General features: G+C 73.5%; 17 protein-coding genes. 12 read left to right on the top strand and 5 right to left on the bottom strand.

The window, feature by feature from the left end; all coding sequences use genetic code 11:
* The first annotated feature begins 14 nt into the window (after nt 1–14).
* The 6 genes from ACO0E0_RS04320 (at nt 15) to ACO0E0_RS04295 (ending at nt 5,185) form a co-directional block, all read left to right on the top strand.
* Entirely contained in the window at nt 15–845 is an 831-nt protein-coding gene (locus ACO0E0_RS04320; RefSeq protein WP_422870172.1) for a spermidine synthase, read from the top strand.
* Nucleotides 846–1,000: 155 nt separating this feature from the next.
* Entirely contained in the window at nt 1,001–1,741 is a 741-nt protein-coding gene (locus tag ACO0E0_RS04315) for a DUF4064 domain-containing protein (protein WP_422870171.1), read from the top strand.
* A 162-nt stretch (nt 1,742–1,903) separates the two neighbouring features.
* Entirely contained in the window at nt 1,904–2,614 is a 711-nt protein-coding gene (locus ACO0E0_RS04310; RefSeq protein ID WP_422870170.1) for a hypothetical protein, read from the top strand.
* Complete coding sequence (locus ACO0E0_RS04305) at nt 2,611–3,081, top strand: SprT-like domain-containing protein (protein WP_422870169.1); 471 nt, start codon at nt 2,611–2,613, stop codon at nt 3,079–3,081. The genes ACO0E0_RS04310 and ACO0E0_RS04305 overlap by 4 nt, the downstream gene beginning before the upstream one ends.
* Nucleotides 3,082–3,150: 69 nt before the next feature.
* Nucleotides 3,151–3,846, top strand: a complete 696-nt coding sequence (locus ACO0E0_RS04300; protein WP_422870168.1) for a CGNR zinc finger domain-containing protein — start codon at nt 3,151–3,153, stop codon at nt 3,844–3,846.
* Nucleotides 3,847–3,928: 82 nt separating this feature from the next.
* Nucleotides 3,929–5,185 (top strand): Nramp family divalent metal transporter, encoded by a 1,257-nt coding sequence (locus ACO0E0_RS04295; protein WP_422870167.1) that lies wholly within the window; start codon nt 3,929–3,931, stop codon nt 5,183–5,185.
* 42 nt (nt 5,186–5,227) lie between these two features.
* Here ACO0E0_RS04295 and ACO0E0_RS04290 read toward each other — a convergent pair whose 3' ends face one another.
* Both ACO0E0_RS04290 and ACO0E0_RS04285 read right to left on the bottom strand, forming a co-directional pair.
* Complete coding sequence (locus ACO0E0_RS04290; RefSeq protein ID WP_422870166.1) at nt 5,228–5,530, bottom strand: DUF427 domain-containing protein; 303 nt, start codon at nt 5,528–5,530, stop codon at nt 5,228–5,230.
* A 54-nt stretch (nt 5,531–5,584) separates the two neighbouring features.
* Nucleotides 5,585–6,214: a hypothetical protein gene (locus ACO0E0_RS04285; protein ID WP_422870165.1), complete on the bottom strand. Its 630-nt coding sequence runs from the start codon at nt 6,212–6,214 to the stop codon at nt 5,585–5,587.
* A gap of 36 nt (nt 6,215–6,250) precedes the next feature.
* Between ACO0E0_RS04285 and ACO0E0_RS04280 the strand changes: the two genes are divergently transcribed.
* The 4 genes from ACO0E0_RS04280 to ACO0E0_RS04265 all read left to right on the top strand — a co-directional run bounded on the left by ACO0E0_RS04280 (nt 6,251) and on the right by ACO0E0_RS04265 (nt 8,641).
* Nucleotides 6,251–6,892, top strand: a complete 642-nt coding sequence (locus ACO0E0_RS04280; protein ID WP_422870164.1) for a GNAT family N-acetyltransferase — start codon at nt 6,251–6,253, stop codon at nt 6,890–6,892.
* Between the two features lie 63 nt (nt 6,893–6,955).
* Complete coding sequence (locus ACO0E0_RS04275; RefSeq protein ID WP_422870163.1) at nt 6,956–7,435, top strand: hypothetical protein; 480 nt, start codon at nt 6,956–6,958, stop codon at nt 7,433–7,435.
* Between the two features lie 169 nt (nt 7,436–7,604).
* Entirely contained in the window at nt 7,605–8,276 is a 672-nt protein-coding gene (locus ACO0E0_RS04270) for a DUF1684 domain-containing protein (RefSeq protein WP_422870162.1), read from the top strand.
* Nucleotides 8,273–8,641, top strand: coding sequence for a GntR family transcriptional regulator (locus ACO0E0_RS04265; RefSeq protein ID WP_422870161.1), 369 nt, complete (start codon nt 8,273–8,275; stop codon nt 8,639–8,641). The genes ACO0E0_RS04270 and ACO0E0_RS04265 overlap by 4 nt, the downstream gene beginning before the upstream one ends.
* A 170-nt stretch (nt 8,642–8,811) precedes the next feature.
* Here the strand turns inward: ACO0E0_RS04265 and ACO0E0_RS04260 are convergent, their stop codons facing one another.
* A complete protein-coding gene (locus ACO0E0_RS04260) occupies nt 8,812–9,651 on the bottom strand; it encodes an endo alpha-1,4 polygalactosaminidase (RefSeq protein ID WP_422870160.1) in 840 nt (279 codons plus the stop codon).
* Between the two features lie 404 nt (nt 9,652–10,055).
* On the opposite strand from ACO0E0_RS04260, the gene ACO0E0_RS04255 reads away from it, so the two are divergent.
* Entirely contained in the window at nt 10,056–11,612 is a 1,557-nt protein-coding gene (locus ACO0E0_RS04255) for a DEAD/DEAH box helicase (protein WP_422870446.1), read from the top strand.
* Between the two features lie 109 nt (nt 11,613–11,721).
* On the opposite strand, the gene ACO0E0_RS04250 is transcribed toward ACO0E0_RS04255, so the two are convergent.
* Nucleotides 11,722–13,611: a cell wall-binding repeat-containing protein gene (locus ACO0E0_RS04250; RefSeq protein WP_422870159.1), complete on the bottom strand. Its 1,890-nt coding sequence runs from the start codon at nt 13,609–13,611 to the stop codon at nt 11,722–11,724.
* A 190-nt stretch (nt 13,612–13,801) separates the two neighbouring features.
* Between ACO0E0_RS04250 and ACO0E0_RS04245 the strand changes: the two genes are divergently transcribed.
* Nucleotides 13,802–13,996 carry a CsbD family protein gene (locus ACO0E0_RS04245; RefSeq protein WP_422870158.1) on the top strand — a complete coding sequence of 65 codons (195 nt, stop codon included), beginning with the start codon at nt 13,802–13,804 and terminating at the stop codon, nt 13,994–13,996.
* Nucleotides 13,997–14,090: 94 nt separating this feature from the next.
* On the opposite strand, the gene ACO0E0_RS04240 is transcribed toward ACO0E0_RS04245, so the two are convergent.
* Complete coding sequence (locus tag ACO0E0_RS04240; RefSeq protein ID WP_422870157.1) at nt 14,091–14,633, bottom strand: NUDIX hydrolase family protein; 543 nt, start codon at nt 14,631–14,633, stop codon at nt 14,091–14,093.
* Between the last annotated feature and the right edge of the window lie 40 nt (nt 14,634–14,673).

Raw genomic sequence — 14,673 nt, 5'->3', positions numbered from 1 at the left:
GGAGGATTGTGGACATGGACGACGGAATCCGCATCGGTGCCGGCATCGCGACGATCGAACCGGACAAGCACCGCCCGGGGTCGTTCACGCTCGTCGTCGACGGCACGCCGCAGTCGCACGTCGACCTCGAGGACCCGACGAACCTCGCGTTCGAGTACGTCCGGCGGATCGGGCACGCCATCGACCTGTTGCCCGAGGGGCCGATCACCGCCCTCCACCTCGGGGCCGGTGCGCTGACCCTGCCCCGGTACGTCGCGGCGACCCGACCCGGATCCCGGCAACAGGTGCTCGAGCTCGAGCGGGACCTCATCGACCTCGTCCGCGAGGAGCTCCCGTTCCCGAAGGGCGCCTCGATCCGGGTGCGGTACGGCGACGCCCGAGCGACCCTCGGCAAGCTGCCGAGCGGGCTCGCGGGCACGGTGGACCTCGCCGTGGTCGACGTCTTCGGCGGCTCCCGGATCCCGGCGCACGTCACGAGCGTCGAGTTCTACCGCGCCGTCGCGGCCTTGCTCGCCCCCACCGGGATGATCGCCGTGAACGTCGCGGACGGCGCCGGGCTCGCGTTCGCACGGGGGCAGGTCGCGACGCTGCAGGCGGTGCTCCCGTCCGTCGCAGCCGTCGCCGACACCGGGATGCTCAAGGGGCGCCGGTTCGGCAACGTCGTGCTGCTCGCGTCGCCGACCGACCTGCCGATCGGCGACATGCCGCGCCGCTACGGGTCGGATCCGCTGCCGAGCAAGGTCGTGCACGGGGCGGAGCTCCGCGCGTTCACCGCGGGGGCGCCGATCGTGACGGACGCGACGGCGGTGGCGTCGCCGGAACCGAACCGGTCCGTGTTCGGCTGACCGGGCCCACCGGTCCGGACGGGAGGCACGGCTCCCGTCCGTCCCGTGCCTCGCGCCTGTCGTCCGGTCGATTCGCGGGATCCCCTGCCAGGATGTCGCCAGACGCGCGACGGCACCAGGCCGGCGTGCACCGAGACGGAACGGGCGGGACCGCCATGAGCAACGACGATCGCGACGCACCGCGCTGGGGTGAGCGCACCCCGGACGCGGACCAGCAGCGCGCCGGGTCCCCCTCGGACCGGTCCGAGCAGCCGCGGTACGGGGAGCGGTCGACGCAGCACGACGGGCAGCCGGTCCAGCAGTACGGCGAGCAGCACGGACAGCAGCCCGCCGGTGCGGAGTACGGGCAGCAGCAGCAGTACGGACAGCAGCAGTACGGACAGGCTCCGTACGGACAGGCACCGTACGGGCAGCAGCCGCAGTACGGCGGCACCGGGCAGCACGGCGGCACCGGGCAGTACGGCGGCACCGCGCAGGCCTGGAACGGCGACCAGTCGGCGACCCGGAAGCCATCCGCTCGGCTCGGGGTGATCGCACTCGTCGTCGGGATCGTCGCCCTCGCGCTCGGTGTCGTCAGCGGCATCGTGTTCGGGTCGGCGATCATCGACGTCCCGGGCTTCCGCGAGGCCGCGGAGGGCAAGACGACCGACCCCAGCGCGATCGAGCGTTCCATGGACGCCTCGAGCACCGGGCCGCTCGTCGTCGCACTGCTGCTCGCCGGGATCGGCACGCTGTTCGGGATCTGGGCGATCGTGCAGGGGATCATCGCCGCGGTGAAGGCGCGTGGACGCGCCGCGGGGATCGTCGCGATCGTCCTGGCCGTGCTCGGGCCGATCGCGTTCAGCGTGCTCTACATCGTCGTCGCGTTCTCGACCGTCGGGCTCCCGGGTCGCTGACCGGGCTGCCGAGCTCGGGCGGGTCGCCGAGCTCGGGCGGGCTGCCGAGCTCGGGGCATCGACATCGGGCGGTGCGCAGGCCGACCGTCCGGCTCGGTCCACCCTGCCGAAACGCGCGCGGCATCACCCCGCTCACGGCGCACCCGGCTACCCTCTGATCTGATGTTCACCCCTCCGTCGGACCCCAGCCGCCCCTCCGACCAGACGACGGCCGGACGGTCTCCTGTGCCGACGGGTCCCGGATCGCCTGCCGCTCCGGGAGCGCATGCCGGGCCCGGCGCCCCTGCCGGCTCCGACGGGGCGCGGTTCGCGCCGATCAGCCTGCGGCCCGCGGTCGACGTCGCCGTCGTCCAGGAGCGCCTCCGCGAGCTCGGCCAGACACGGAGCACGGCGGCACTCGCCGAACGCGCCGAGCTGCTGCGACTGCTCGGCCGTCTCGACGAGGCACTGGTGATCGCCGAGGAGACCTTCCGTCTCGCGCTGTTCACCGGCGACCGCGCGGACGGCGTCGCGGCCCGTGTCCGTCGCGCCCACGTGCTGCACGACCTCGGTCGCCATGAGCGTGCCGCGTCGGAGGCCGCGACGGCCCGCGGGACCGCGTCCACCGAGGACTGGCACGAGCTCGAGGGCGCCGCCGCCGAGCTCGAAGGGTGGTCGCTGTTCGAACTCGGCCGCTACGAGGAGGCTCGCACGGCCCTGAGCGCCGCGCACGACGCGTTCCGTGCCGCCGGCGCCCCGGCCGAGCGGACCGCTGCGCTCAAGTCCGCGATCGAGGAGTCGATGCGCGCGTTCATGACGACGCAGCGCACGACCACCACCGACCCGCAGGACGCCGTCCGGCAGGCGGCCGCCCGGACCGAGTCGGATCGGTGAGCGACCTCGACCGCGTCCGGATCTGGGCGGAGTCGCTCATCCGGCTCCACCTCGACGAAGGCACGTGGTCGTTCGGCTTCGACAACGCCAAGACCCGCGCCGGCCAGTGCGACTTCTCGCGCAAGCGGATCACCGTGAGCCGGCACCTCGCCACGCGGTTCGAGGACGAGGACGTCCACCAGGTGCTCCTGCACGAGGTCGCGCACGCACTCGCCGGCGCACGTGCCGGGCACGGGCCGACCTGGCGTCGTGCGGCCACCGGCCTCGGCTACGTCGGGTCGCGGCTGCACGACGGGCCGATCGCGTCCGAGCTCGCCTCGTGGGTCGGGACCTGCCCCGCGGGGCACGAGCACTTCCGGTACCGGACGCCGACGCGACCCATGGCGTGCGCCCGGTGCTCCCGCCGGTACGACCCGAGCAACACGATCGTGTGGCAGCGTCGGGAGCAGGTGCGGGCGACGGCGTGAGACGGCCCGCCCGGACGCCGACGGGTACCCCCCGACGGCGTGACCCCGCAGACCAGTTACCCTGAGCGGATGCACACCGGCCAGGACATCCGCACCGACTCCGGTGCGTCCTGGTTCTTCGACGCCGGCCGGATCGCGCTCGACTTCGCCCACACGGGCGGGTTCGCGGACGACCCGGACGGCCGCCGTCCCCGCGCGCACCTCGGCGAGCTGCTGATGACCCCGGCGGACCTCGACGAGTGGCTGTCCGGACACACCGAGCCGATCCACGTCGGGGCGACGGACCGCGAGCTCCTCGACGCGCGGTCGCTGCGCGGGGCGATCGGCCGGCTCGCGGTCGCGGCGGCCCCGACGCCGCAGGTCTCCCCGGCCGAGCGCACCGCGGTCGCCGCCGGACTCCGCGCCGGTGTCGGACGGACGCAGCCGGCGCGCGACGACATCGACACCGTGAACCTGTTCGCCGCACTCCCGGACGTCCCGCCCACCCTCGCCGGAGGCCGCCGACGCGCAGGCGCGAACCGGGTCCGGCTCGCGCAGGCCCTGTCGAGCGTCGCCCGGGACGCGGTCGCCCTGTTCACCGAGGTCGGCTTCGACGACGCTGACGCCGACCAGAGCCCGACCCGTCTCAGCCGCTGCTCGGCGCCGGACTGCGGCCTGGTGTTCTACGACTCGTCGCGCGGTGGGACCCGGCGCTGGTGCGCGATGCAGCGTTGCGGGAACCGCGCCAAGGTGCGGGCGCACCGAGCCCGGCTCGCGGCCGGCTGACCACCGTCCGGCGTCACGATCGTCGTCCCGGCGAACCGGACCGCCTGCTCCGTGCCGTCGGACACTGTGGCACGCTGAGTCCATGACCGACCGCGCCGGTGCCGTCCGCGCCGGACCCGGCGCCGCTCCGGGACGCCGAGCACGCGGCCTGACACTGCTCGGACCGGCCTTCGTCGCCGCGATCGCGTACGTCGACCCCGGGAACGTCGCCGCGAACCTCACCGCCGGGGTCCGTTACGGGTACCTGCTCCTCTGGGTGCTCGTCGCTGCCAACGCGAGCGCGGTCGTCGTCCAGTACCTGTCGGCGAAGCTCGGGATCGTCACCGGCAGGTCGTTGCCGGAACTCCTCGGCCTGCGCCTCCGGCGATCGGTCCGGCTCGCGTTCTGGAGCCAGGCCGAGGTGGTCGCCGCGGCCACCGACGTCGCCGAGGTCATCGGTGGCGCGCTCGCCCTCCACCTGCTGTTCGGGCTGCCCCTGCTCGCCGGGGGCGTCGTCACCGGGGCCGTCTCGATGCTCGTGCTCATCGTGCAGTCCCGACGGGGTGCGCGATCGTTCGAGGTCGTCGTCACCGGGATGCTCGCGATCCTCACCGTGGGGTTCTGTGCGGGGCTGCTGTTCACCGACCCGTCGCCGAGTGCGATGCTCGCCGGGCTCGTCCCGCGGTTCGAGGGCTCCGGCTCCGTCGTGCTCGCCGCGTCGATGCTCGGGGCGACGGTCATGCCGCACGCGGTCTACCTGCACTCGGCGCTGAGCCGCGACCGGCACGGCGACACGCCACCCGGCCCGGATCGTCGACGCGTGCTGCGCGCCACGCGGTGGGACGTCGGGCTGGCCCTCGTCGTCGCCGGTGGTGTGAACATCTGCATGCTCGTGCTCGCCGCCGCGACGCTCCAGGGGGTCGGGTCCACCGACACGATCGTCGGGGCGCAGCACGCCATCGCGGCGAACCTCGGCCCGGTCGTCGGCGTGTTGTTCTCGGTGGGGCTCCTCGCGTCAGGACTGGCGTCGACGTCGGTCGGCTGCATGGCCGGCGCCGAGATCATGCGCGGACTGCTGCACGTCCGGTTCCCGCTCGCCGCACGCCGGCTCGTGACGCTCGTGCCGGCGTTGGTCCTGCTCGCAGCTGGACTCGACCCGACGATGCTCCTGGTCGGGAGCCAGGTCGTGCTGTCGTTCGGGATCGCGTTCGCCGTGGTCCCGCTGGTCGTCTACACGTCCCGTCGGAGCGTGATGGGCGATGACGCGAACGCCGTGCCGACACGCATCGTCGCCACGGCGGTCGCACTCGTCATCGTCGCGCTGAACGTGGTCCTGGTCGTCCAGACGTTCGCGGGGTGAGGACCCCGGGCCGTCCCACCAGGCCGCGCCCCGCGCGTGCGGTCACCCGGTGACCTCGACGCCCTTCCAGAACGCGACGTAGCCGCTGTAGTCCTTGCCGACGCGGTCGAACGAGCTCGGGATCGGCTCCGGGTACGACCACGCCGCGTCGACGAACTCCTGGTCGCCGGCCTGGACCGTGAAGTACTGGGTGTCACCCTTCCACGGGCAGTGGTACGGGGTGTCGGTCTTCGACAGCAGGTCCGCGTTCACGCTCGCCGGCGGGAAGTACCAGTTGCCCTCGATCTGGATGAGGTCCTCTTCCGGGGCCTCGGCGATGACGGTTCCGTTCGCGACGGCTTGCATGGTTCCTCCAGGTGCTCTGCGGCCCGCTCGACGGGGCCGTCGTCCGGTCGAACGCTACGCGCGGTGGGTCTGTTCCCGCGGTGCACGTCGGACCCGGAGCACGCGCAGCTCGCCGGGCACCGCGGCGAGCGCCGCGACCACCTGGTCGTGGCGTCCGACCGCGTCGAGCATCGTCGCGCTCACCGACGCCGTCACGAGGTGCCGGACGGCTCGCCGCAGTCCCGCGTGCGCGGCGTGCGCGGCCGCGGCCTCGGGCGACGTGGCGTCGATCCCCCGCTCGGCGAGCGCGTCGACGACGGCGCCGGCGGCGAGCAGGTCCTCGACCGCGAAGTCGGGTGCACTCGCCTGGTCGGCAACCGACTCCCCCGCCCCCTCGAGCGTCGGGTCGACGGCGCCGCCGCCGACCGCGCCCTCGTCGATCCCCGCGGCCACGATCGCGACGACGCAGCGGTCACCCCGCTCGGCCTGGAGGCGCAGCACCCGGTCCGCGACGAGGGCCGCGTCCGCCAGACCCGCGAGCACGACCTCCGGCCCGTCGGGCAGGAGCCCGGCGGCGACGCGCGCGTCCGCGGTCGGGAGGACGTCGACCCAGACCAGGAGGTGGGCGTCCCGGGCGATCCGTGCTGCGCCGGCGGCACCCCATCCGAACCGCACCTGGTACTTCGTCTGCCCTCGCGCACGCACCCCGACACCCTAGCCGCGGCCGGATACGATTCGAGGATGGACATCGCCCCGATCCCCACCCTGAACGGCGACCGCGTGACCCTCGAGCCCCTGGGCCAGGAGCACGCGCAGGACCTCCGGGCAGCGGTGGCGGACGGCGACCTCTGGCGCACCTGGTACACGAACGTCCCCCGTCCCGCCGAGGTCGAGGGCGAGATCGACCGGGTCCTCGCCGAGCACGCAGCGGGGACCATGGTGCCGTTCGCCGTCCGCGACCGGTCCACCGGGCGGGTGGTCGGGATGACGACCTTCATGAACATCGACACAGTCCACGACCGGGTCGAGATCGGCACGACGTTCCTCGCTGCGTCCGCCCAGCGCACCGGCATCAACACCGAGGCGAAGCTCCTGCTCCTGACGCACGCGTTCGAGGAGTGGGAGTGCATCGCGGTGGAGTTCCGGACGCACTGGCACAACCAGTCCTCGCGGGCGGCGATCGCTGCGCTCGGCGCGAAGCAGGACGGCGTCCTCCGGAACCACCGCACGGGTCCGGACGGCTCACGGCGCGACACCGTGGTGTTCTCGATCATCGACAGCGAGTGGCCCACGGTGCGGCTCGCGCTCCGGGAGCGGCTGGCGGCGTCGGACCGGAAGGCGGGCAGCCGCGCCGAGGGGCGGCACTCCGGTCGGCACGCCTGACCGCGGACAGCCGAACCGCGCCTCCCATCCGCGGCCCCAGGCGCGACGCGTAGCGTCGCCGCCATGCACGTCGGACTCCGCATCGTCCTCGACGCCCCCGTCGACGTCGTCCGCGACGCCCTCCGCAGCCCCCGGGTGATGATCGCCGTGACCGAGCCGATGCTCGTGTACTCCTCGCTCGCGCCGGACGGCTTCCCGCGGCGCTGGACGGACGGCGACCCGCACCCCGTCCGCGCCGACGCCTTCGGGCTGATCCCGAGCGGCGCCACCCACGTCGACATCTCCACGCGCACGCTCGACGGGATCCCGGTGCAGCAGGACGGCGGCGGTGGCACCTCCGGGCTCTTCGCGCGGATGGACATGCGGCACCGGATGGCCGCGACGGCCCTCCCCGACGGACGGACCCTCCTCCGCGACCGGCTGACCTACCGGATGCGACCGGCCGCCCTCGGGGTCGCGCTGTGGCCGGGACTCTGGGTCGTGTGGCAGTGGCGTGCGTTCCGGATGCGCGCACTCGCCCCGAGCTGGCGGATCGACGCCTGACGGTCAGGTCGCCTGACGGACGCGCCGACGCCTGCCGGACACGACAGCGATCGCCGCGGCGCGCAGCCGAGCCGTGCGTCCCGGACCGGGTCCTCGCGTGTCGCACCGTGTCCTCGCGTGTCGCCCCACGTCCTCGCGTGTCGCACCGGGCGGGCGTAGCCTCCTCCGTGTGAGCGAGACGACCGCGACCGCCGACCCCGCGCCTGCCGCCGAGCGGATCGCGACGACCCTCGCGACCGTCGACTGGCGCCGCACGACGTTCGACCTGTACCGGCGGGTCCGGAGCACGTCGGATCCCGAGGCCGCCCATGCGCTGTGGCGGGAGTCCCGGGACGCGATGTTCGCCGACCACCCGGCGAGTCCGCTCCTCCCCGCGGACGCCGCGGACTTCGTCTCGCTGCCCGTGCCGACCTACGACCCCCGGTGGCGGTTCGAGGTCCCGATCGAGGACGCCGACCCGGCGCACCTCGACGTCCCGACCGGCACCGACGGGGTCGTCTCGTTCGACCGGGTCGGCATCGTGCGGGTCCCGGCGGTCGGCAGCCTCGACGTGTGGGCGCACAACGGCTACGGCGGCGGCGTGTTCGTGCCGGTCAAGGACGCCAGCGCCGGGAAGGCCCGGGGCACGTACGGCGGCGGACGGTACCTGCTCGACACCATCAAGGGCGCCGACCTCGGGGGGACCGACGGGCGGCTCGTGATCGACTTCAACTTCGCCTACAACCCCTCGTGCGCGTACGACCCGGCGTGGGCGTGCCCGCTCGCCCCGCCCGGGAACACCGTGGACACCGCGATCCCGGTCGGCGAGCAGTACGACTTCCAGGTCCGGAGGACATCGTGAGCAGCACCGGTCAGCTCGTCGCCATCGACGCGGGCGGACGCATCCCGCCGTACGAGCAGGTCCGGTCGCAGATCGCGGCGCAGATCACCGCCGGGTACCTGGTCGACGGTGTCCGCCTGCCGAGTGTCCGCGGGCTCGCGACGGACCTGGGGCTGGCACCGGGGACGATCGCGCGGGCCTACACCCTCCTCGAGGAGGCCGGTCTCGTCTCCACGGCACGGGGTGGCGGCACACGGGTGGTCCGTCCTGCGGAGGTGCCGGCGCACGTCGTCGACGCCGCACGTGCCTTCCATGCCGAGGCGCATGCCGCCGGCCTGTCCCTGGACCAGGCGGTCACGGCGCTCCGGGACACCTGGCCGACCTGAGGGCCTCCCCCGCGGGCAGGGTCCGCCGGGCCGGGTCGGCCGAGTCCGCCGTCGAGGATGCGCAGACCCGTCGAGAATGCGCAGACCCGGGGTGCAGCGGCCGCCGGACTCCAGGTTCGTGCATGCTCGGCCGACAGGGGCCGGGGCCAGGGCCGGGCCGGGGCCGACGCTCAGCAGTGCTCGAAGTGGTAGGCGGAACTGGTCGGCGGCTGCAGGTCCCGGTCGCGGAGGATCGTCATCGCCGGCCGCTCCGACGACGCGCAGACCTCGGACCACGGCTGCCGGAGCTCGTCCGTGTACTCGATGTCGATGACGTGCCGGCCGTAGACCTTCGTGTAGGCGCCGCACTCGTCGTACTGCATGCACTCCTCGGCGACCGCGAAGTCGAACCCGATCGACCTGCCACGAGCGCCGAGCTGGGGCGTGTTCTTCTGCCCGACCGCCATCCCGAGCCGGTGCGCGTCGTCGACGAACACCGAGGCCATCGCCACCGCGTCCGCACGATCGAGCAGCCCGTGCGAACGCGTCCACGAGTCGAGGTTGTCGAACTCCACGGCCTGGAACCCCCGCTCTGAGCAGCGCTCCAGCGTCGGCCGGAGCACCCGGGCGATCGCCGTCCGCTTGGCCGCGGTCGAGATGTCGAGCAGGGTCTCGTCGGGCCACCCGGGGTCGACGAACCGTGCGCCCGATGCCCGGTGCAGGAGGAGGTCGTCGTGCCCCGTCCACGCCGAGGACCCGGGCTGCGTCTGGAACCCGTTGACGTAGCAGATGTCGTACACGCCGCGGGCGGGCTCGGCCGTGCTGTCCCGGGTCACGACGGTGACGCCCGCGGCGGGTGGGTACGCGCCGCCGAGCTGGTAGTCCGGCACCCCCGTCGTCGGCGGTGCGAGCCACGCCGGGTCCTCGACCTGCGCGGACGAACACCCCGTGAGCGCGGTGCCGACGAGGCCTCCGACGAGCACGGCGAGGAGGGTCGTCACGGGTCCTCGGGAGCGGCGCACGCCCGCCATCCTCGCACCTCCGGCAGCCGGTGCGGTGGTCCGCGTCCGCCCACGGCGAGCGGCGCGCGGTGGCGCCCACGGGCCTCCAGGCCGTAGTATGGAACCACTCGAGGTGATCTCGTCACCTCGTGCGTCGTACGGACGCCCCGAAACTCTCCCGATCCACGTGCCATGAACCGGCACCGGATCGATGCGTATCAGCATGCCTGCTCCGAACAGGCCGTGCCAGGCTCTCTGCGGCGACATCGTCCGCGCACCCGCGCCGACGATCCCGCTCCGCGCAGGCCACAGATCTGCGCGCACTCGAAAGGCCACTCGTGACCTCGACCATCTCCGCCGCGCCCTCGCACGGCATCTCCTCCGACTCCGACACCTCCGGCGTCAGCTTCGCCGACCTCGGCGTCCCCGCACCCATGGCCCGCGTCCTCGCCGAGCAGGGCAAGACCTCGGCGTTCCCGATCCAGGTCGACACGCTCCCCGACACGCTCCGGGGCAAGGACGTCCTCGGCCGCGGCCGCACCGGCTCCGGCAAGACCCTCGCGTTCGCGATCCCCCTCGTCGCGCGGCTCGCCGCCGACGGCAACAAGCGGCGTGGCGGACACCCTCGTGCCCTCGTCCTCGCGCCGACCCGTGAGCTCGCGACGCAGATCGACGCGGTCCTCGCGCCGCTCGCCGCCGCCATGGGCCTCACCACGACCGTCATCTTCGGTGGCGTCTCGCAGGGCCGCCAGGTCGACGCCGTCTCGCGCGGCGTGGACATCGTCGTCGCGTGCCCCGGCCGCCTCGACGACCTCATGAAGCAGGGCCACGTCAAGCTCGACGCCATCCAGGCGACGGTCCTCGACGAGGCCGACCACATGGCCGACCTCGGATTCCTCCCGGTCGTCACGCGCATCATGCGGGCGACGCCGGAGCAGGGCCAGCGCCTGCTGTTCTCCGCCACGCTCGACAACGGCGTGGACAAGGTCGTCAAGCAGTTCCTGCACACCCCCGTGATGCACTCGGTCGACGACGCCTCGAGCCACGTCGACCAGATGACGCACCACATCTACGAGGTGTCCGGCGCCGACGACAAGAAGGACCTCGTCCAGAAGCTGGCGTCCGGCAACGGCCGCCGCATCATGTTCATGCGCACGAAGCACCACGCCAAGCGCCTCGCGAAGTCCCTCTCCGCGGCCGGCATCCCCGCCGTCGACCTGCAGGGCAACCTGTCGCAGCCGCAGCGCGACCGGAACCTCGCCCGGTTCACCTCGGGTGACGCGCTCGTCCTCGTCGCGACCGACGTCGCCGCCCGCGGTGTCCACGTCGACGGCGTCGAGCTCGTCGTGCACGTCGACCCGCCGACCGAGCACAAGGCGTACCTGCACCGCTCGGGCCGCACCGCGCGTGCCGGTTCGGCCGGTGACGTCGTCACGGTCGTGCTCCCCGAGCAGCGCCGCGACGTCGCGCAGATGCTCAAGAAGGCGTCGATCGGCGCCCGCCCGCGGCAGGTCACCGCGAACTCCGCGCCGGTGAACACGCTCGTCGGTGAGATCGCCCCGGTCCGCCACGTCGCCGAGGCGGCACCGCAGCAGCAGAACCAGCCGCGGCAGCGCGCCGAGGGTGAATCCTCCGGCCGACGTCGTGGCGGCCGCGGTGCCCGCGGTGCTGCCGGAGCCTCCGCCGCGCCGGTCCGCGAGGGCCAGCGCGACGGTGTGCGCGCCGGCGGCCGCGGTGGCGACGCCGCCGGACACCGTTCGGGAGGCGCGGCACAGGGCGGCAACGCCCGTCGCGGTTCCGAGGGCGGTCGCGGTGGCGCCGGCGGCGGCCGCCGTGCGCAGGCTCCGACCACGCGCGGCGGCTCGGCACGCATCTACTCGTCCGAGACCGGGCAGCCGGCGCAGCCCTGGAAGGACTCGGACGACCGTCCCCGTCGTTCCGGCGGCGGCGCGGGCGGCTCGCGTCGCGCCTCCCGTCCCGCCGGGCGCTGACCCCGGGCGGCTCCGGCCGTCGGCACGACGAAGGGCCCCGCACACCCGTGCGGGGCCCTTCGTCGTGCGTCGGGGGCCAGCGTCGTGCGTCGGCGTCGTGCGTCGGGGGCTAGCCGAGACCGGCCTCGACGCTCCCGTCGATCGCGATCGGCCCGCCGAGGACGACCGTGCCCGCGGGCCGCAGCGCCCCCAGCTCCGCCCGCACCGGATCGGGCACGACGTCGTTCCGGACGAGGAGCACGGGTCCGCCGAAGTGCCCGGCGACCGGGGCACCGGCGAGGGCGTCCGGGAACGTGACGCCCGTCGCGAGGAACGCCGCCGGGACCGTCGACGTCCCGAACGCCTGCTGTGCGATGACCGCCGAGGTCTCGAACCGGTCGGCGCCGAACCAGCGGTCGATCCGTTCGTCCGCGCCGAGGATCGTGCGCACCTGCGCGACGACGGAGTCGTTCACCGCGGTGGTGCCGCCGAGGACCACGACCCTCGTCGGCTCGAGGCGCTGGAGTGCCGTCACCACCTGGTCGGGGACGACGTCCGGTCGGACGAGCAGCATCGCACCCGCCTGCGCGCCGCCCGCGCTGTCGGCGGCGGCACCCGCGGCCACGGCAGCACCGGCGAGCGCGTCCGGGAAGTTCGTGCCGGTCGCGAGGTACACCGTGCCGCCGACCGGGAACGCCGCCGATGCCAGGGCCGACGTGTCGAACCGGTCGGTGCCGGCGATGCGGGTGACGCTCGTCGGCGCGGTCCCCGTGGCGGGCGAGCGGAGCTGACCGAGCACGCTGTCCGACACGGCGTTCGGCCCGCCGAGCACGACGATCCGCTTCGGGTTCAGCTGCGCGAGCTCCGCGATCGTCGGGGCGGGCAGCGTCCCCGGGTCGGTGAGCAGCACCGGGGCGTCCTGGAACCCGGCAGCCGCGGCACCGCTCAGGGCATCGGGGTAGTTCGCACGGGTGGCGACGTACGCGAGCGGGATCGAGCCGGGTGTGGTCGCGTCGCCCGTGGGGATCGACACGGCCGGGGTGAACGCGCTGCCGGCGATCGAGGCGGCCGTGGCGTAGGCGTCCGCGCCGGCGAGGCGTCCCACGGCGCTGCCGTTCCGGGCGGTGAGCGCCTGGAGCTGCGCGAGGGTGCCGTTGAAGACGTCCTGGTCCCCGGGGAACGGCGACTCCGTCTGCGACCACTGCCAGAACGCCCACGGACCGAGCCCGGTCGGTGCGACCGGGGTGTTCGTCGTGGTCGTCGGGTAGTACGCGACGAACAACCGGTCGTGCGGGAACGCCGTGCTGTTGCCCGTGCAGGTGTTCCAGAAGTCCTGGTTCGTGTAGATGAGCGGTTGCACGCCCTCCGCGGCGACGATCGTGGCGACGTAGCCCTGGATCCACGACACCATGTCGGCCTGCGACAGGCCCCAGCAGCGGGTCCCGCCCTCCTTGGTCGGGTTCGTCGTCACCTCCATGTCGAGGACCGGGGGCAGCGACTTGCCGTCGTTCTGCCACGCGGGTGCGTTCGCGAGGAAGAACGACGCCTGGGTCGGGCCCGACGAGTAGAACGGCCGCGAGTAGTGGTAGTTGCCGACGAGCAGTCCGGCCGACTTGGCGTCGGACGTCTGCTGGACGCGGTGGTCGGCGACGCTGCCGGTCGGGTTTCCGCTGGCGGCGGTGCCCGGCGTGCCGTCCGTGGCCTTGACGAACACGAACCGTGCCCCGTTCGCGTACGCGGTGCCGAACGCGGGCGTGCGCCCCTGGAACGTGCTGACGTCGAACCCGGGGACGCCGGCCGGGGCGGAGACGGCGGCTGCGGCGGACAGTGCGGCGGCCTTCGTCATCGAGGAGCCCATCACGCTGTCCGCGGCGGCGTCCTGGTCGGCGACGCTCGGCGTCGACGGGGTCGTGGTGTGCGCGCTGCCCGGCGACGCGTACGCGGTGGCGGGTGCGACGATCCCGACGGCGATCGCCACGGTCGCGGCAACGCCCAGGACGGCGCGGTGGACGGTGTTCATGATGCATCTCCCCTGTGCTCGGAGCATCGGCGCGCGCCGCCGTCCCCCCGCGCCGATCATAGGGCGCGACCTGGGTGGGCTTGCCCGAACATCTGCTGAGAGTGGGTCGAGCCGCGCCGGTACCCTCGGGTCCAGTCCGGGTCGTCGACTCGGTCCGGACGGACACGTTCGCTGAGCAGAGGAGTTGCGTATGAGTGCATCGGATGACACCAAGAACACCGGCGAGAAGCTCGTCGGCAAGGCCAAGGAAGCCGTCGGCAACCTCACCGGCAACGACCGCCTCAAGGCCGAGGGCCAGACCGACCAGGCCAAGGCGTCGGCCAAGCAGGGCGTCTCGGACGTCAAGGACGCGGCCAAGGGCGTCGGCGACAGCTTCAAGAACTGATCACGATCGGTTCCGGGACTCGGTCCCGACACCGCGAAGCCCCCGTGCACCGTCTGGTGCCGGGGGCTTCGTCGTGCGTCGGGTGCGGGATGCGTCACATGAGGGCCCCGACGGACGCGAGCCCGGCACGCATGAGACTGCCCCGGCCGCCCTCCATCTCGTCCGCGACGGCCTCGCTGGCCGCCTCCATCGGGCTCATCCAGGTCAACTCGAGCGCGTCCTGCCGAGGCTCGCACGTCCCGGTCACCGGCACGACGTAGGCCAGGGAGATCGCGTGCTGCCGCTCGTCGGTGAACACCGATGCTCCCGGGAGCGGGAAGTACTCCGCGACGGTGAACGGGGTCGGGCTCGCCGGGAGCTGCGGGAACGCCATCGGACCGAGGTCCTTCTCGAGGTGCCGGAACAACGCGTTCCGGATGGACTCGCCGAACATCACGCGTCCGGACACGAGCGTGCGGGCGATCGACCCGCTCGGAGCGACCCGGAGCAGCACGCCGACCTCGGTCACCACCCCGAGACCGTCGGTGCGGACGGGGATCGCCTCGACGTACGCGATCGGGAGTCGCCGGCGGATGGAGGCGAGCTCCTCGTCGGACAACCAGCCGGAGTCGGGGTCGGGGGTACGGGTCGAGGCCATGGACCGTTCTTACCAGTCGCCCTGGACGTTGCCGGTGTGC

This window comes from Curtobacterium phyllosphaerae (assembly GCF_049341865.1).
Taxonomy (GTDB): Bacteria; Actinomycetota; Actinomycetes; order Actinomycetales; family Microbacteriaceae; genus Curtobacterium; species Curtobacterium phyllosphaerae.
This window is presented reverse-complemented; position numbering and strand designations above follow the sequence as displayed.

Coding starts and splice junctions, on each gene's coding strand:
- ACO0E0_RS04320 (WP_422870172.1), top strand. CDS start 15: ATGGACGACGGAATCCGCATCGGTGCCGGCATCGCGACGATCGAACCG.
- ACO0E0_RS04315 (WP_422870171.1), top strand. CDS start 1,001: ATGAGCAACGACGATCGCGACGCACCGCGCTGGGGTGAGCGCACCCCG.
- ACO0E0_RS04310 (WP_422870170.1), top strand. CDS start 1,904: ATGTTCACCCCTCCGTCGGACCCCAGCCGCCCCTCCGACCAGACGACG.
- ACO0E0_RS04300 (WP_422870168.1), top strand. CDS start 3,151: ATGCACACCGGCCAGGACATCCGCACCGACTCCGGTGCGTCCTGGTTC.
- ACO0E0_RS04295 (WP_422870167.1), top strand. CDS start 3,929: ATGACCGACCGCGCCGGTGCCGTCCGCGCCGGACCCGGCGCCGCTCCG.
- ACO0E0_RS04290 (WP_422870166.1), bottom strand. CDS start 5,530: ATGCAAGCCGTCGCGAACGGAACCGTCATCGCCGAGGCCCCGGAAGAG.
- ACO0E0_RS04280 (WP_422870164.1), top strand. CDS start 6,251: ATGGACATCGCCCCGATCCCCACCCTGAACGGCGACCGCGTGACCCTC.
- ACO0E0_RS04275 (WP_422870163.1), top strand. CDS start 6,956: ATGCACGTCGGACTCCGCATCGTCCTCGACGCCCCCGTCGACGTCGTC.
- ACO0E0_RS04260 (WP_422870160.1), bottom strand. CDS start 9,651: ATGGCGGGCGTGCGCCGCTCCCGAGGACCCGTGACGACCCTCCTCGCC.
- ACO0E0_RS04255 (WP_422870446.1), top strand. CDS start 10,056: ATGGCCCGCGTCCTCGCCGAGCAGGGCAAGACCTCGGCGTTCCCGATC.
- ACO0E0_RS04250 (WP_422870159.1), bottom strand. CDS start 13,611: ATGAACACCGTCCACCGCGCCGTCCTGGGCGTTGCCGCGACCGTGGCG.
- ACO0E0_RS04245 (WP_422870158.1), top strand. CDS start 13,802: ATGAGTGCATCGGATGACACCAAGAACACCGGCGAGAAGCTCGTCGGC.
- ACO0E0_RS04240 (WP_422870157.1), bottom strand. CDS start 14,633: ATGGCCTCGACCCGTACCCCCGACCCCGACTCCGGCTGGTTGTCCGAC.